Raw genomic sequence first — 14,639 nt, forward strand, 5'->3', positions numbered from 1 at the left:
TCAAAACGAATCGTTCCATCCAAAGCTTGAATCACAGCCAAGCACGAATGAGAATCCTGAATCCCAACAGACCCTAGCTGAGATCGAGGCGGACCTCTCTAAGGACGGCCCCGTCGACGACGCGGTGGAGAACGCCAAGGAACCCCTGGCGGATGGCCGAAGGGCTGCGGCCTGATGTATACCATGTTCTCGCCTGGCTCCAGCCTCACCGCGACAGTCGATTTTCGTCATCGATTAGCGTGAGGCGGGACGGAGATGCGTCGCCCCAGCGCCAGAGTACGAGATTGAGATCATTCTCGCTCGCGCCTGGCGCGAAGCTTCTGACCAGCATCGCCTGAAAACCTTTGCCGATCAGACGTCGAGCAAAAGCTTGCGTCGCCGCTTCGCCGGTCGTTTTCATCTGATCGCGCCACGTGTTGTCCGACAGGGCGCTCTCATCCATCGCTTCGGCTTTCAGGGCCGCCTCGTCCCGGCAGTCGAAGACGCTTTCAATGTCGGCGTCGTAGGAGACGAGTGTGGTCGGCTGGAGACTGCCAGCCTGGTTGGCTTCCCTCAACGCCGTCATCACGGTCAGCGATGAATAGAGTGCTGGCACCCCCTTGGGATTGAACCGCCCCCCATAGAGTTCGGCGCCGAGGCCCGACAGGGGTTCACGCGCATAGATGGGGTTAAGAGCGCGATAAAGCGGGCCGCGATAGAGCATCGCTCGGGTCAGGCGTGGATGCCGGCATCGACCGCGTCGATGTATTCGAGCACCTCGTCGGCGCGACCGCCGCGCACGAGTAGCATGGCGGTCAGCCCCGAAAAGCCCGGCAGCGGTTCGGATCGATACCACGCATAGGCCATCAGCGCCGACCCAAAGCGCGGTTCGACCTTGTTGATGATCTCCACCATCTCACGCAGACGGCGTTGGGTCCTATCCGACCGGACTCGTTCCTTGCGCTGAACGGCGTCCCTGCCGAGCCCGGCCGTGCGCGCGACTTCTTCGCTGGTCGTGCGAAAGGCGTCCGCGATCTTCCGCGGAGCGAAGAACCCGTCGTCAGAATATCGAACCAATCCCATAGCTGGTCTCCTCGGCCTCCAGATGCCGCTTATTCTGACGCAGTATAGCGTCATAAAGAGCGACATACAAGATGACTTGGAGTGAAAGAGGAGAAAAACCCTCCTCGCAGAACGTGCGGTTCGGCGCCGCTGACGCTCAACCGACCGCCTCGCGATCCCGGCCACGGCGCGCTCGCAAGGCGCTGCGCACCCCGCTCCCGCCCCCGGACAGGGATGCTCGCCGGCAGTTGCGCCGCCCCACCCGCCCTGCGGGGCGAAAGGCGTCTTCGGGAAGAAGACGAGAGGGACCGCAGGGAAAACGCGGTCCGCAACCCTTGAAATGGAGAACTTCCATGAGACTGGTAACGATTGATCCGCGCGCGCTCAAGCCTAATCCGGATCCGACGCGACGCACGGCTGCGGCACCGCAGGCCGACGCGCTCCTGCTCGCCACGATCAAGGCAGTCGGCATCGTGCAGCCCCCGATCATCTCGCCGCAGCAGGACGGCGGCAACGGCTATTACATTCAATACGGGCATCGCCGCGTTTCGCAGGCGATCGCTGCGAAGCTGGCAGAGATCGAGGTGCTCGTCGCCGATCCCGAGACCGACAAGGACGCGCTGCGCGCCGTTGTCGAGAACGTCGCGCGCGAGGGCATGAACCCGGTCGATCTGTGGCGTTCGATCGAGCGGTTGGTCGGGCTTGGCTGGACCGAGGAATCGATCGCCATCGCGCTCGCCCAGTCCGTGCGTGAGGTCCGCAAGCTACGACTCCTCGCGAACGTCCTGCCGGCGATGCTCGACCAAATGGCTCGCGGCGATATGCCGAGCGAGCAGCAGCTGCGCGTCATCGCTGCGGCGACCGACGAGGAACAGGGCGAGGTCTGGAAGAAGCACAAGCCGAAAAAGGGCCAGCCGACCGTCTCCTGGGATGATGTCGCGCGGGCTTTGACGCGGACCCGCATGTATGCGCGCGAGGCGAGCTTCGACAATGATCTCGCCAAGGCCTACGGCATCATTTGGCAGGAGGACCTGTTCGCGCCAGCTAACGACGACAGCCGCTACACGACCGACGTCGAGGCCTTTCTCGGCGCCCAGCACGAGTGGATGGCCAATCATCTGCCGAAGCGTGGCGCCATTATCGAGATCAACGAGTGGGGCCAGCCGAAATTGCCGCCGAAGGCTGAACGCGTTTACGGCAAGCCCGGCAAATCCGACCATGTCGGCATGTATCTCGACCGCAGCGGCAAGGTCGAGACGGTCGCCTATCGCATCCCGAAGCCGGACAAGAAGACGAAGGACGCTCCGGCCGGAAATGAGGATACATCCGTTGTTGCAAAGGCGAGGCCGGACGTGACGCGCAAGGGCCAGGAGATGATCGGCGACATTCGCACCGATGCGCTGCACGAAGCGCTCGGCCGTGCACCGATCGAGGAGGACACTCTTCTTGCGCTGCTCGTTCTCGCCCTCGCTGGGCAGAACGTCAGCATCGCCTCGGGTGCGTCCGACAATCCATACGGTCATGCGCGAGTCGAGGGGCACGCCGCTCGGCTCATCTCGCAGGACGGCAAGCTCGCCTTTGATCGCGAGACACTGCACCAGGTAGCGCGTTCCGTGCTGGGCGATGTCCTTTCGTGCCGTGAGAACCGCTCGGACAGCGGCGTCGTCGCGCGCATCGCCGGCGAAACGATCGGCGCGGACGCCTTCCTGCCGAACATGGGCACGGAGGAGTTTCTGTCCTGCCTCTCACGCTCTGCGCTCGAAGGCGCCTGCGCGGGCACGTCCGTCCTACCTCGCCCTCATGTCAAGGACACCAGGGCCGAGCTCGTGAAGCACTTCGCTGAAGGCCGGTTCGTTCATCCGAGCGCGCTGTTCGCCCCGCCGCTTGAGACCGTCACAACGTGGGTTGGGCGCTGCTCCGGCGACACGGATCCGGATGACGAACGCGATACGCCGTCGGAAGAGTCCGACGCGCAAGCCGAGGACACGGAGGCGGAGGGCGATAGGCCCACTGGCTTCGCCGAAGCTGCGGAATAGCGGCGGTCCGGCCCCTTCGAACGATCTCCGCCGCCGGCTTCGAGCCGGCGGCGGTTCTGTTTCTCCATCACCGACAGGAGGACATCATGTCCGCGCAATCGATCTACGACCAAGCGCCAATCGGCGCGCTCATCCGCTATTCGGACGGCACGCCGCGGCCGCCGCAGCGATTCAAACACAAGCTTGCGGCTTGGGAGAACAACAACAATGGCGGACGCCTCGTCCGCAAAGCCGAACCTCATACGAACGGCAACCACACGACACCAGCGAGTTTCACGCTGCACCAGGGCGACTTTGGCGGCGCTGGCGTCGTGGTGCTCAAGGTGTTCAAGACCTTTTCCGCAAGCTCGCCGTTGACGTTCACCGTCGTCGAACGGCCGAAGCCCGGGATGGTGCGCGTTCTCGATCGGGTTGGTAGGCATGCTGAGCTTCTCCACCTGGCCGCCGATCGCGCGGCGGCGCAAGCCTGGCTCGCTTCGCATCACTATTCCGATGCCGTCCTCGACGTGGTCATCGATGACGATATGGCGGCAGGCCCTGGCGAAGGGAGGGCAGCATGACTGCGCCTCGAACCTCCGATCCGGCCAACAATCCCACCCCCGCCTCGGCCGGGGTTTTGTTTACCCGAACCCATGACGGTCTTCTCGTCGCCAAGGTCCGCGACAACGCCTTCGCCATGATGCCGACCAGAAACGACCGGTATTATCTCGCCTCGGCCTGGCTGCTTTCGCGGCCGATGGAGGAATGGACACGGGCCGACTTCTACGGTCACGGCGGTGAACTCGCGGACGAAGCCGCCTTCCGTGCCCGTGTCCACGAGAATGCCGAGCACCAGCGTCAGCGCGCCGCCCTCGCTCGTCGGGAAATCCGTACCGGCGCACAGACACCCTGGGGCGCATCGCAGTGCGCGACCATCTATGCAGACGGTGTCGTCTCGCACTCGACCGCCGGACACGGTGGTTTTCATCTCGATGCCGCGCACAATGCAAAGGTCCACCCTGCCCTTCGCGGGCGCGGCGGTTGGTACGAAGAGGATTGTGCGGGGGCGGCTGTCGCGCAAGCGCTTCCTGAATTGTTCACGGACTACGAACGGCGCTGCGCCGATCAAACCATCCGCGACTGGTATCCCGACGCGTGGGAGGCGATTCATGCTCGACCGCTTCTGGCAGGCGAATCTCGCGAGAAGGATCGCCGCACCTTCGAGCGAGACCATGCCTCCGACTGGATCGTGATCTCGGCGATTCGTTCCGATCACCATCCCGGCATGATGGAATGCGTCGCCACGATCGGCGCCGACCGCTGCGCGGCCGAGCAGAGGCGCTATCTCGTGCCGTCCGACGAATATCAGGTGGGCCGCTTCGGCTTCGTGATCAATGTGGCGCGCCACCGGCTCTACGCCGGTCCCTCCAACTTCGTCGGATGGAGGTGAACCATGCCCTGGGGCCTCATCGCCAAAGCCTTCGGCTGGCGCACAGCCACTCACCGGGATGGGGAAACTCCGGTCCTCGTCGTCTGGCATCCCCGGCTCAGACGGCACTTCACCGGTTCGGAAGCCTGGAAGCGCGCCGTGCGTCTCTCCATCCACGCACCGAAATCCTACCCGGCCGGCGCCGACAGAAAGGGGATTAGGTCATGAAGGCCTATCTTGTCGCCGTGACCTCCTCGTGCAGGCACATCATCGTCCCGAGAGCGCCATCGCTGACGCGCTCAACGGCATCCTGACGCCCGATATGCGCAAGCATGCCGGTAGCAATTCGGCGAGTATTGACTGGGCGATCGCCGACGACGATCGTCGCGTCATCCATCGCCGGGATCTCTCTCCCGGATGACTACATGCTGGACGAGTCGGCCTTCCCTTTATGGCCCACGGGGACGGTGCGATGATCGAGCCCTCGCATCGACACTTCCTGCTCACGCGCATGGACGTCGCCCAAGCCGAGACGCAGCGCCATCTCGGCATCATCGAGCGTCAGATCGCAGCACGCGCCGAACGGCTAACAATCACCGATCGAGCGAAGCGCCGTGGCGCATCGAGCTGGACAAAGGTCGATGAGCGGCTGTTTCAGGAGCATGTCGCGGGGCTCACGCTGGCCCGTCGTGGCGAGATCGACGCTCTCACTCGCAAGCTCGATCGTCAGGAGAAGGCGATTACCGAGTTTCGGTCGCGCCATCGCGTTTCTGCTGCATAGCATTGAGGAGGCGGAGGGCCGCACACCAATCGCAGCGTAAGCGGCGCGTGCAAACACTGCTGTCGCCGAAGAGAGCGCGGCGGTCTGACAAGACCTCTCACGGTTTCGGCGGCGAGCTTTCCCTTTGGCCGTCACTCCCTCGGTTTGTGCTGCGGTCTGAACCGGCCGCGGTCCGCTTCAAGGGCAAGTCGCAAGCGATCGGCGGCCGCCGTCTCGTCATGGGGGCCGCGTCCTTCGCAGGCCTGAAGGCCCGCTCGTCCGCAACCCGCCCATGCTCGCCTTGGCAGCCGCCGCCCCCTGAAGCGGACCGCTAACGCCGGTTCTGGTCGACCGCACCCGAGGGAGCGACGGCCAAAGAGCCCGATCGCTTCCCAAGGCGAAACCGAGAAAGGATCTCATCATGACCAAGACCGCCCGTTCCCCTCGCGCCACCGCTCGTGCCATCCCACTTCGCCGCAGCACGACCCTCGAAATGGTCCGCCTCGCCTGCCCCGACTCCCCCCAGGCGCTTCGAATCTCCGAGAGCTTTGGCCTCGCGATCCTCGACAGCGACGGCATTCGCGACTTGCACGAACGGCTTATCGTCGAGACCGCCGACGCCCTCAAGGAAGGCCTCAGCGAGCGCGCGATGGAAATCCATCTCCAACGCATCGTAGGTTCCTATGTCGGCTCCGCGCACGGCGCCGGCCAATTCTACTCCCGCGCCGTAACAGAGGCGCGCGAAGCCACCGCCAAGCTCGCCAACGACCTGCGCGACGAGGACCTCGACGGTCCGGTCGGCTTCGACAGCCAGTCGCAGCGCAAGCGCGAGTTCGCAGCCGACATGGGCCTGCAGGCACACGCGCTCCGCATGGCGGCCGAGGGCGCCGTCGCAGCCTACGAGCAGATCATCGGGGAGGCGTGGAAGCCCTTCGAGCGGCAGGTCGAACACGCCGGCGAAACCATCACCAAGAAGGCCGCCGTGGCCCAGATGACGGCTTTCGACTAACCGTGACGGCGGGGCTTCGGCCCCGCCGTTTCACATTGCAACGTCCAGGGCCGGTCGCCAGACCGGCCCTTTTTCATGTCGCCGGCGGAAGCAAACAAAACCTAAACGTTGCGCCAGCGCGGCCCCTCCCGGTTCGAGGTCCTGCGGCGGATACGGCGCACGCGCAACGGCTTCGCCGTCCTCCGCTGCGCTGCGGCCCTGTCGGGTGCGCGAGTGCCTGGCGCCGCCGCGACGGCCCCCGTGAGGGGCCGCGACAGGCGCGGCCTCAGAAAAGGAGATCCTGAAAATGAGCAGGAAAGAAGAGAATCCGCGCGCCGACATCTACGCGCGCATCACGGATCGCATCGTTGCCGATCTCGAACGCGGTGTGCGTCCCTGGATAAAGCCGTGGAATGCGGCCGGACGCATTACCCGCCCATTGCGCCACAACGGCATGCCGTATCAGGGCATCAACGTGGTGCTGCTGTGGTCGGAAGCCATGGCGCGAGGTTTCACGTCGCCGATCTGGATGACGTTCAGGCAGTCGCTCGAACTTGGTGGTCACGTCCGCAAAGGCGAGAGCGGAACGATCGTGGTCTATGCAAACAAGATCAACAAGACCGAGACTGATGAGCATGGCGACGAAGTGGAACGCGCCATTCCATTCCTGCGCGCCTATACGGTGTTTTGCGTCGATCAGATCGACAATCTGCCGGATCACTATTATGAGCGCCCGGCTCCAACCATCGCGCCGGCGCAGCGTCTCGTACATGCGGACGCGTTCTTCGCGAACACCGGCGCAACTATCCGGCACGGTGGCGACAAGGCATTCTTCGTACCCTCGCTCGACCTCATCCAGATGCCGCCGTTCGAGAGTTTCCGAGACGCCGAAAGCTATACGGCGACGTTGGCGCATGAATGTGTGCATTGGACTGCGTCGGCGGGTCGCGCCAACCGCGATCTCAGCCGCTACGCAAAGGATCGCAGCGAACGCACGCGCGAAGAGCTGGTCGCCGAGCTTGGCGCATGCTTCCTCTGCGTCGATCTCGGCATCGTACCCGAACTTGAGCCGCGCGCCGATCACGCGAGCTACCTTTTCTCGTGGCTCACGCTGCTGTCCAACGACAAGCGCTTTATCTTTTCCGCAGCCGCGCACGCGCAGCGCGCCGTGACCTATCTGCACGAGCTTCAACCGAAACGGGCCGAAATCGGCGAGGCGGCGTGATGCGCTTGCCATCCCTGCGTGGGACGCTTGCGCTCGATCGTTCATCTTTCTCGGAAAGACGAACGGCCCCGCCATGCGGCGGGGCCGTTCTTACGTGCATCATTATGCCAAGGCCGGCACCGGGGATTGGGTCGTTGCTGCCTCCGACCGAGCCATGCCGGCGAGATGGGCCGGTGCGGCTCGCTTGGTGTCCGGGATGTCGGCCTGTCCCTGTGTCGACGGTCTTCCTGCGGCGGCCGGCCGAGGCTTGGTGCATTACGATCGGCGATCGTCATGGCCCCTGTCGTGGTCGCTGGGACCGGGGAAACCTTCAACAATGCATGCAGGTCTTTGACATCAGCGTGCCCTGGACCGTCGCCATGCGGTGTGGCGTACCGGTTGCTCAGTCGTGTCTCCATCGTTCGGCCTGACGCGTCCAATGCGTCCTCGATTTGGCATGTCTAACCGAAGGCCGTCGTCGCTGCGCTCCGTCTCGCTCTCAAGACCGCAACGGCCGTTCTCAGCTTTCTTCCCCTGGCCGCTGCGCGCCCATTCCTCGCGAGACAATAAAGCCTCGCCCTGGCCGCCCTCTACTGCGTGGCGGCCCTTCGGGTGCGGCCCGATCGCCTCCGGTTAACGACAGCCATCGAGGTCGCGGTGGTCGCGGCCCGAGAAACGAAAGAGGACACGAACATGGCTACCATCGGTAACTTCACCGTGAACGGCAACGGCTTCATCGGGACCGTCAAGACCCTGGCTCTTGGCACCGTCAAGGCGAAGATCGTTCCGGCCGAGCGCACCTCGGACAAGTCCCCCGACTTCCGAATCCTCGCGGGCGCCAACATCGAGTTTGGCGCCGTGTGGAAGAAGAAGTCCCAGGATACGGGCCGCGAGTATCACTCGGTCAAGCTGGACGACCCGAGCTTCCCGGCTCCGATCTACGCAACGCTGGTCGAGGTCGAAGGCGAGGAAGGCCACTCGCTCATCTGGTCTCGTCCGAACCGCGACTGAGCGGTTACGCAAGAGGGCCCCGCCGCGGCGGCGGGGCCCCCGAGTGTGAGCGGAAAGGAGACGATCATGTGCAAGGTCTTGAACGCGCGAAAAGTCGTCAAGCGCTCGAGCGCGACGCAGCTCTACATCGGCCGCCCGAGCAATGGGTCTTCGTAGAGCTTCGCGAGCTTGCGCTGGACTTGCTCGCTTTCGCCATCCCGAACCAGGACATCGCGTAGCTATGCAGTTGCATTGTAAGTCAAGCCTTGGTGTGGTGCCAGTTAGGCACCACGTGGTGCGCAATCAGGATCTATCCGCCGATGCAGCAACTGGCCTCCGCTTCGGTCGCAAGAACTCGCCAGGGGCTTTGTTCCATGCAGAAGCCACCACACGACCCGGATATCGCCGATGAAGCGGCGAGTGCATCGGATCTAACGGGCTATGGCGAACTGCATCTGGTCACCTATCTGCGCCTGCTCGACGCCGTAGATAATGGCGCCGATTGGACCGAGGTCGCGCGGTTCGTGCTGCATCTCGATCCAGATCGCGAGCCCGAGCGCGCCCGGCGCGCCTGGGAAACACATATCGCTCGTGCCCGCTGGATGACCGAACATGGCTACCGGCATCTGCTTCGCGGCTGAGCTCAGCACTCCTACCGGATCCTCGCACGCGATACCGCCCCGGTCCGGTCGCCTTGCGTAACTCCAGCCTGGCGACGAGATTGTGTGGAGAACGGGCGTGATCCCGAGTTTTTGAACTGATCATTTCGGCCGAGAGGATGGGGCGGGTCAGCACGAATCAGGCAATGCCGGCAGCCGGAAGACGGCGGGGGGCCGTCATCGTGTGGAGCTGGATTGCGAGGCCGTCACGCCGCGTCGCGGTGGTCAGAGAAAATCTCGCAGACGTGCGAGTTCAATAACGTGCGCGGCCGATAAGACCTCGGTAATTAGTGGGGGCTGCGGCGCCGTGTGGATTTCATATAAGTGACGCGTCGCTTCAGGCTTGGCCATGAACTCCCGTATGCACGCCCCCAGCGTTCCTTCAGTCACCATGTAAGGGCCCGTGCCGCCATCGCGACGCGAGTTATTCAGCGAGGGCCATTTGCGAAGGATGGCAGGAACGTCAAATTTAACGTGAGGTTCGGTCATTTATTCACTCATCGAGACGGGCGAACTTATCCATCGACCGCACCGGAGGCGTTGGCGATAGAGACGAGTGTCGGCCGCATCCAGGCGGGCGCCTGAACGACACTCGTGACGAGCGTTTTCTTGTCGCTCGCCGGCAAGCCGGAGGGCGGCGACGCGAGCGACGTCGGTCGCTAGCGCCGAGGCGAGGTGCCACAGTGCCTGAACGACCGTGCCAGCATGACAGGTCGGAGCGATCAGGTGTTTGGCAGAGACGTGTCGATATCATGTCTCGACCACGGTTTGGACGGCGAGGGCTGTTTCGACCGGCGTGAAGATGTCGACGTTGGAGCCCGGTGCCCGAATGGTCACGATCAAAGCATATCGTGCCGTCCCATCGAAGCGCTCAAGGTAGGGCTTCTCCTTCCACCACCCGCCGACAGGGAACACACCAATCGCGTCGCGCTCGGCCAGATCGGCAGCGCTCCCAGCCCAGAAATCCGCGTGGAGAGATCCGCGATCGCGGAAGGTGCCCAGCAACCAATCCTCGCCGCCCCCGCCCGGTGCGCCCTCCTCTTCATCGCGAGCGGCCTGATTGATGCGGGCGCGAAACTCGTCGACGTTCTCGGTCGCCAGCTTCACCCGGAAACGCAAACCGTGCGAAGCGTATCGATGCCGACGTGTCCAACCGCGTTCGCCGGGATTGGGCTCGATAAAGTATGACAGCGTCGCGCGCAGCTCGACCTGCGCGTCACCGAGAGCTAAAAGCTCATCTTTCGGCCAGGGCAGCCGATGCAATTTCATGTCGCGCGTCTTGGCCGCCGCACTCCCTTGGCGCTGAAAAGGCTGCAGCTTATCTTCTACGATCAACGTCAGGTCGTTGAGAGTCGAAAGGAGAGCCCGGCTGAGGTCGGGCACACCATAGCCATACCGGCGCACGAGCGCCTGAATCTGCCCCTTTGCGCCATTACATGCGTCGATGCGCGCCCGCATCTGCGGTGTCCATTCGGCCGAGTGTACCATCAGCGCACGCACTGTTTCGGGCCATAGGCCCGCGCGCGCGGCTAGGATTGAGCCGGCCATGCGTGCTGCATGGGCAGTGGCCGCACTCGTATCGCCGATCGTCGTAAAATGGCGAAACTCCGGTCGAAAATGGGTTGTGAGGATCTGGAGGTCATCGATCGGTTCGCCCGGAAGCGCACCATCGTGCGCGAGATTGCCACCTTCAAACACGACGTCCGGCTTCACCGGCCATTGGCGATCCCAGACCACCGACGTCCGGCTCCTCGGAGATAGCTCGCCCGCCGGTGCGATCGCGACGTATCCCGCGAAATCGGGATCGATGATGTCTACTTTTTCAGTGTACGCACCAACAGTCAGCGCATTCCATGCTTGGGCTGGATCGTCGACGGCTTCAAGATCGTTTCGCGTCAGGTGATCGTTTGGTGTCAGATCCTCCGCAATATTGCCTGCCGACAAAATGATCAGGCGCCGCTGATCCTCTTCAAAGCAGAGTTGATCCACCGCCGCGGACCACGATGTCGGCCTACCGCGCGCCGGATTGGCACTGGTCACCGCCATCGCGATCGCGCGACGGCGAGTTGGCGCTTGGATTTCGGCCCGCGCGATAGCCTCACCTGTGATCGCCCCGTAGAGTTCCGGATCGTTGACGGATTCCGCCGGTGGCAGGATCCGGACACTTTCCAGCCGAAACGATAGAGCGACCGGATCGCTCCCGGCAAGCATGGGGACGAGATCGCCATAGAGCCCGACGCCCGCCATGCGGGTGCCGTGTCCCTGCCACGTCGGCGTATCGTCCGCCCCCCACGCGGGATTGATTGTTTGCCAATCCTCAACGGCGAGGGCCGGCTCGACAAGCGGATGGGTTCGCCGCACGCCACTGTCGAGCAGGCAAACTGCAACGTCGTTGTTGCCCGGCGGCGTTACCCGACTGCGAAGCTCATCGCTCCAGGCGCGTTGTTCGGCGCCGCCGAGACCCATGAAGAAAGAAGGGGTATCTTTGGCACGTCTGAGTTCGGCCACGACGTCGCTGTGCGCGACAAGCCTATCCAATGTTGCGACGTCGGATAGCGCCAGCATGACCTCCCGCTCGGGAAATTTCACGGCATGGGCGCGCAAGGAGACGTTCAGAGCCTGTGTGATACGCTCGAAATTCTCCCGTCTTCCTTCGCGTAGCCAGATTTCCCACCACACTTGCTCATTGGGTTGCTGCGGAAAAAGTGGATCGTCGTCAGTAAACAGCGACCGCGCCGTCGCCAGTCGTACGGTTTCGATGCGGGAGATCAATGGCTCATTGCGTGGCCGACCCTTGTTGGTATTGGCGTCCCGATAAGCTTCAATCTTTCGCAGATAGTGATTTTCGGCTCGTGCCGGCACAAAGACCGAGGCGCGAAGCGGGTCACCCGGGTTTGTCGGTTCGTGGACCGCGACCACTTCCATTTTCTGGCGGCGGTCGGCGAGCTGATCCAAGCCAACGCGCTCGGACGCCGGCAGGTCGATGTCAAGATAGAAGCCGGCAACCCCGGTCGCCAGATTCGCATCACGAGCCGCCATCTGCTGCCGCGCCGCTTGTACCGCTTGGCCGACTGCCTGTAGCAACGTCGCGGCGTGACCTGATCGATCCCGCTCCGGCAACGCAGGAGGTTCGATCTTCTGGTTGGGTCGCCGGTAAAGCTCCCGCACTCCGTTGTCGCGAAGATGGAGATGCGGTCGATCACGAGGGAAGTCGTCTGCCATTCTACCCCATGCTGTCGCTAATCAGACAGCGAGGCCCGCCGACGCTCCATCAGCGCTTCTATGAGCGCTTCTGATGTTATCCGCTTCCCGCCCCGCAAGAGTATGTTTTTGGCCGCGTCGTCCGCAGCTCTTACGATTTCAGCTTGAGATAGTTTCTGCGCGCGTTCGACAACATCACCCCAAGCAAGGCCGCGCGTGTCAAAGCGGTCCAGACGGGCTCGCAGCAAGGCCTGAGCCATCGCCGAGTCGGGTACGGAATATTCGATCACGTCATCGAAGCGCCGAAACAGCGCCTTGTCCAAGAGCTCGGGATGGTTAGTCGCAGCGATGATCAGGCCAAGGCTTTCGTCCTGCTCCAAAAACTGCAGGAAAGAGTTCAACACACGGCGGATTTCGCCCACGTCCTGGCGTTCGCCACGTCGCGCTCCGATTGCATCGAACTCGTCAAAAAAATAGACGCCACGCGTTGCCTGCATGGCATCGAACACCAAACGGAGCTTGGCGGCGGTCTCGCCCATGAACTTCGTGATCAGTCCATCGAGCACGATCGTGAACAAAGGCAAATGTAACTCACTCGCCAGCACGGATGCCGTCATTGTCTTCCCGGTGCCGGGCGGGCCGATTAGCAACAGCTTGCGCCTCGGATGAAGGCCATGCTCGCGCAAACTCTGCTGCTGGCGCTGCTCACTCAGTACACGCTTGAGGGGGGCTCGAATTGGGTCGGGAAGGATCATGTCGCCGATGCGCAGGTCCGGATAGCGGGCATTCAGGAGGCCGGCGAGTTCCCCCTTTGGCTGGACCAGCGGAACGGGTCTGGCCTCCCGTCCCATCGTCGGCTCCTTGGCCTTCGCCGTATCGACCAGTTCCTTGAGTTCCTGGGCCAGCTTGCCGTGACCTTGCCGGGCCTCGTGCGCCGCAAGCTGCATCGCGGTGGCGAGGAAGCGGTCCTCGTCGCCGGCGATGTGGCTCTTCAGCAAGGTTATGATGTGACGGGCGGTCGTCATGAACTTTCTTTTTTGAACTCGGCGCGCGATCAACGACGCTGCGCAGGCGACGTTAACTTTTCGATCGCCTCTTGTATCGCGGAATCGTGTCTTTTCCCTTGTCAGCTCCAGCCATGAGAGCCATCGAGCTCAAAGAACGCCCCACGCCCGATATCGTCCTCGCCCGGTCGCCTCGCGCAGGCCGAACTCGGCGACCAGGTTTTGCGCCGCACGAGGCGTGATACTCAGTTCCGCGGCGATCATGCCGGCCGAGACGATCGGCCGGGTCAGCACGTAATCGAGAAGCGCCGGCAGTTTTGAAGTGGCGCGACGGCCGTCAAGTTTTCGGGCGAGCAGGTTTCTGGTCATCAGCCAACGGTCGTGATCCTTGAGCCCGGCCGCGGCGGCGGCCGTCATCGCCTCGAGCTGGACGGCGAGCCGCGCCGCGGCGTCGCGCGGCCGCCGGCGCTCATGGGGAATCAGCTTCAGCCCGGCATGCATGCACGGCAGATGCGCGCGCGTTTTGCCGCGGTCGCGCAACGCGCTAGCTGCGAGCAGGCGGCCGAGCCAGGGCGTGTGCTCGAGCGGTTCGATCGCATCCCAGGCCACAGTGGCGATCGCCGCCGCCAAAGTCGGCGGCAAGCCGCTTGTATGGTTGAGCACGGCGCGCCAGCGATCGAGACGGCCCTCCTCGTCCCAGTCGGGATCGTAAATGAGCGGATCCCGCTTAGACCGCACCCGGATCTCGTTAGAGATCCTGCGCTCCGCCCTGGCGTTCGCAGCATCGACCGCGGCGAAGGCGGCGGCCAGGTGGGGATCGGTCTCGATAATGCTGAGCTGCGGATCGTGATCCGCCGCGTCCGCGCCCTCATCGTCGCCCCCGAAACTTCCCTCCCCTTCCATCCGGTTGCCCCTTCCCGCTTCCGCCTCGCCCTGCCCGCCGCGGCCCCGCAGGCCGGCGAGCCCTGCAGCCGACAGCGCCCAATCGGGCTTTGCCTCGGCGATGCGTCGACGGGCGCGCAGTACGGCATGCGCTAAGGTCAATTCGTGGGTGGGGGGCCGGACGTCCATGCCGGCGTCGTGGAGAACCAGATCTTCGAGATGGACGAGTTCGCCGTCGAGCCACAGACTGGCGCAGGCGTCGGTGAAATGAGTCCTTGCGATCCACCCCTCGCGGATCGGGCTTTTGGCCAACCGCTCGTCGAGCCGGGCCAAAGAATCCTCGGCGGCGGCGAGCGGCCCGGCGATGGTTGGCCAGGGCAGCGGATCGGGGATCTGGTAGCCGGAAGGCAAGAACTTGATAACCTTAACGGGAATCGGTCAAACGGAAGCTAGCATGGAGTTGAGT

At 63.5% G+C, this 14,639-nt stretch carries 15 protein-coding genes and 2 pseudogenes; 8 read left to right on the forward strand and 9 right to left on the reverse strand.

Going from position 1 to position 14,639, the window contains the following annotated elements:
* Window positions 1–205: 205 nt before the first annotated feature.
* Both AAFX91_RS11585 and AAFX91_RS11590 read right to left on the reverse strand, forming a co-directional pair.
* Complete coding sequence (locus tag AAFX91_RS11585; protein WP_394566522.1) at window positions 206–703, reverse strand: RES family NAD+ phosphorylase; 498 nt, start codon at window positions 701–703, stop codon at window positions 206–208.
* Window positions 704–711: 8 nt separating this feature from the next.
* Window positions 712–1,062 carry an antitoxin Xre/MbcA/ParS toxin-binding domain-containing protein gene (locus tag AAFX91_RS11590; RefSeq protein WP_394566523.1) on the reverse strand — a complete coding sequence of 117 codons (351 nt, stop codon included), beginning with the start codon at window positions 1,060–1,062 and terminating at the stop codon, window positions 712–714.
* Window positions 1,063–1,394: 332 nt separating this feature from the next.
* Between AAFX91_RS11590 and AAFX91_RS11595 the strand changes: the two genes are divergently transcribed.
* The 3 genes from AAFX91_RS11595 (at window position 1,395) to AAFX91_RS11605 (ending at window position 4,506) form a co-directional block, all read left to right on the forward strand.
* Window positions 1,395–3,077 (forward strand): ParB N-terminal domain-containing protein, encoded by a 1,683-nt coding sequence (locus AAFX91_RS11595; protein WP_394566524.1) that lies wholly within the window; start codon window positions 1,395–1,397, stop codon window positions 3,075–3,077.
* Between the two features lie 86 nt (window positions 3,078–3,163).
* Window positions 3,164–3,637 carry a hypothetical protein gene (locus AAFX91_RS11600; RefSeq protein ID WP_394566525.1) on the forward strand — a complete coding sequence of 158 codons (474 nt, stop codon included), beginning with the start codon at window positions 3,164–3,166 and terminating at the stop codon, window positions 3,635–3,637.
* The gene (locus AAFX91_RS11605; protein WP_394566526.1) at window positions 3,634–4,506 is read left to right on the forward strand and encodes a DUF7007 domain-containing protein; all 873 of its coding nucleotides are present in this window, start codon (window positions 3,634–3,636) and stop codon (window positions 4,504–4,506) included. The genes AAFX91_RS11600 and AAFX91_RS11605 overlap by 4 nt, the downstream gene beginning before the upstream one ends.
* 211 nt (window positions 4,507–4,717) lie before the next feature.
* Here AAFX91_RS11605 and AAFX91_RS11610 read toward each other — a convergent pair whose 3' ends face one another.
* Window positions 4,718–4,882 (reverse strand): hypothetical protein, encoded by a 165-nt coding sequence (locus AAFX91_RS11610; RefSeq protein ID WP_394566527.1) that lies wholly within the window; start codon window positions 4,880–4,882, stop codon window positions 4,718–4,720.
* A 75-nt stretch (window positions 4,883–4,957) separates the two neighbouring features.
* On the opposite strand from AAFX91_RS11610, the gene AAFX91_RS11615 reads away from it, so the two are divergent.
* The 5 genes from AAFX91_RS11615 (at window position 4,958) to AAFX91_RS11635 (ending at window position 9,068) form a co-directional block, all read left to right on the forward strand.
* Window positions 4,958–5,266, forward strand: a complete 309-nt coding sequence (locus AAFX91_RS11615; protein ID WP_394566528.1) for a hypothetical protein — start codon at window positions 4,958–4,960, stop codon at window positions 5,264–5,266.
* A 400-nt stretch (window positions 5,267–5,666) separates the two neighbouring features.
* Window positions 5,667–6,254, forward strand: coding sequence for a hypothetical protein (locus AAFX91_RS11620; protein ID WP_394566529.1), 588 nt, complete (start codon window positions 5,667–5,669; stop codon window positions 6,252–6,254).
* Window positions 6,255–6,540: 286 nt separating this feature from the next.
* Entirely contained in the window at window positions 6,541–7,458 is a 918-nt protein-coding gene (locus tag AAFX91_RS11625; protein ID WP_394566530.1) for an ArdC family protein, read from the forward strand.
* A gap of 636 nt (window positions 7,459–8,094) precedes the next feature.
* Window positions 8,095–8,448: a DUF736 domain-containing protein gene (locus AAFX91_RS11630; protein ID WP_394566531.1), complete on the forward strand. Its 354-nt coding sequence runs from the start codon at window positions 8,095–8,097 to the stop codon at window positions 8,446–8,448.
* Between the two features lie 353 nt (window positions 8,449–8,801).
* Window positions 8,802–9,068 (forward strand): DNA -binding domain-containing protein, encoded by a 267-nt coding sequence (locus AAFX91_RS11635; protein ID WP_394566554.1) that lies wholly within the window; start codon window positions 8,802–8,804, stop codon window positions 9,066–9,068.
* 37 nt (window positions 9,069–9,105) lie between these two features.
* Here the strand turns inward: AAFX91_RS11635 and AAFX91_RS11640 are convergent.
* From AAFX91_RS11640 to AAFX91_RS11665, 6 genes and pseudogenes are all read right to left on the reverse strand, one after another.
* Window positions 9,106–9,222 (reverse strand): annotated as a pseudogene (locus AAFX91_RS11640) (helix-turn-helix domain-containing protein); the annotation flags it as partial.
* Between the two features lie 89 nt (window positions 9,223–9,311).
* The gene (locus AAFX91_RS11645; protein ID WP_394566532.1) at window positions 9,312–9,575 is read right to left on the reverse strand and encodes a hypothetical protein; all 264 of its coding nucleotides are present in this window, start codon (window positions 9,573–9,575) and stop codon (window positions 9,312–9,314) included.
* Window positions 9,576–9,601: 26 nt separating this feature from the next.
* Window positions 9,602–9,833 (reverse strand): annotated as a pseudogene (locus AAFX91_RS11650) (hypothetical protein); the annotation flags it as partial.
* 3 nt (window positions 9,834–9,836) lie between these two features.
* Window positions 9,837–12,308: a S8 family peptidase gene (locus tag AAFX91_RS11655; protein ID WP_394566533.1), complete on the reverse strand. Its 2,472-nt coding sequence runs from the start codon at window positions 12,306–12,308 to the stop codon at window positions 9,837–9,839.
* 17 nt (window positions 12,309–12,325) lie between these two features.
* Entirely contained in the window at window positions 12,326–13,312 is a 987-nt protein-coding gene (locus tag AAFX91_RS11660) for an AAA family ATPase (protein ID WP_394566534.1), read from the reverse strand.
* Between the two features lie 129 nt (window positions 13,313–13,441).
* Window positions 13,442–14,593, reverse strand: coding sequence for an RHE_PE00001 family protein (locus AAFX91_RS11665; protein WP_394566555.1), 1,152 nt, complete (start codon window positions 14,591–14,593; stop codon window positions 13,442–13,444).
* Window positions 14,594–14,639: the final 46 nt, after the last annotated feature.

Source organism: Bradyrhizobium sp. 31Argb (assembly GCF_043638955.1).
Taxonomy (GTDB): domain Bacteria; phylum Pseudomonadota; class Alphaproteobacteria; order Rhizobiales; family Xanthobacteraceae; genus Bradyrhizobium.

Excerpts from the sequence above, each read along its gene's own strand:
- AAFX91_RS11645 (WP_394566532.1), bottom strand. The coding sequence starts at position 9,575 with ATGACCGAACCTCACGTTAAATTTGACGTTCCTGCCATCCTTCGCAAA.
- AAFX91_RS11615 (WP_394566528.1), top strand. The coding sequence starts at position 4,958 with ATGATCGAGCCCTCGCATCGACACTTCCTGCTCACGCGCATGGACGTC.
- AAFX91_RS11620 (WP_394566529.1), top strand. The coding sequence starts at position 5,667 with ATGACCAAGACCGCCCGTTCCCCTCGCGCCACCGCTCGTGCCATCCCA.
- AAFX91_RS11635 (WP_394566554.1), top strand. The coding sequence starts at position 8,802 with ATGCAGAAGCCACCACACGACCCGGATATCGCCGATGAAGCGGCGAGT.
- AAFX91_RS11625 (WP_394566530.1), top strand. The coding sequence starts at position 6,541 with ATGAGCAGGAAAGAAGAGAATCCGCGCGCCGACATCTACGCGCGCATC.
- AAFX91_RS11595 (WP_394566524.1), top strand. The coding sequence starts at position 1,395 with ATGAGACTGGTAACGATTGATCCGCGCGCGCTCAAGCCTAATCCGGAT.
- AAFX91_RS11590 (WP_394566523.1), bottom strand. The coding sequence starts at position 1,062 with ATGGGATTGGTTCGATATTCTGACGACGGGTTCTTCGCTCCGCGGAAG.
- AAFX91_RS11605 (WP_394566526.1), top strand. The coding sequence starts at position 3,634 with ATGACTGCGCCTCGAACCTCCGATCCGGCCAACAATCCCACCCCCGCC.
- AAFX91_RS11610 (WP_394566527.1), bottom strand. The coding sequence starts at position 4,882 with ATGGATGACGCGACGATCGTCGTCGGCGATCGCCCAGTCAATACTCGC.
- AAFX91_RS11655 (WP_394566533.1), bottom strand. The coding sequence starts at position 12,308 with ATGGCAGACGACTTCCCTCGTGATCGACCGCATCTCCATCTTCGCGAC.
- AAFX91_RS11585 (WP_394566522.1), bottom strand. The coding sequence starts at position 703 with ATGCTCTATCGCGGCCCGCTTTATCGCGCTCTTAACCCCATCTATGCG.
- AAFX91_RS11660 (WP_394566534.1), bottom strand. The coding sequence starts at position 13,312 with ATGACGACCGCCCGTCACATCATAACCTTGCTGAAGAGCCACATCGCC.
- AAFX91_RS11600 (WP_394566525.1), top strand. The coding sequence starts at position 3,164 with ATGTCCGCGCAATCGATCTACGACCAAGCGCCAATCGGCGCGCTCATC.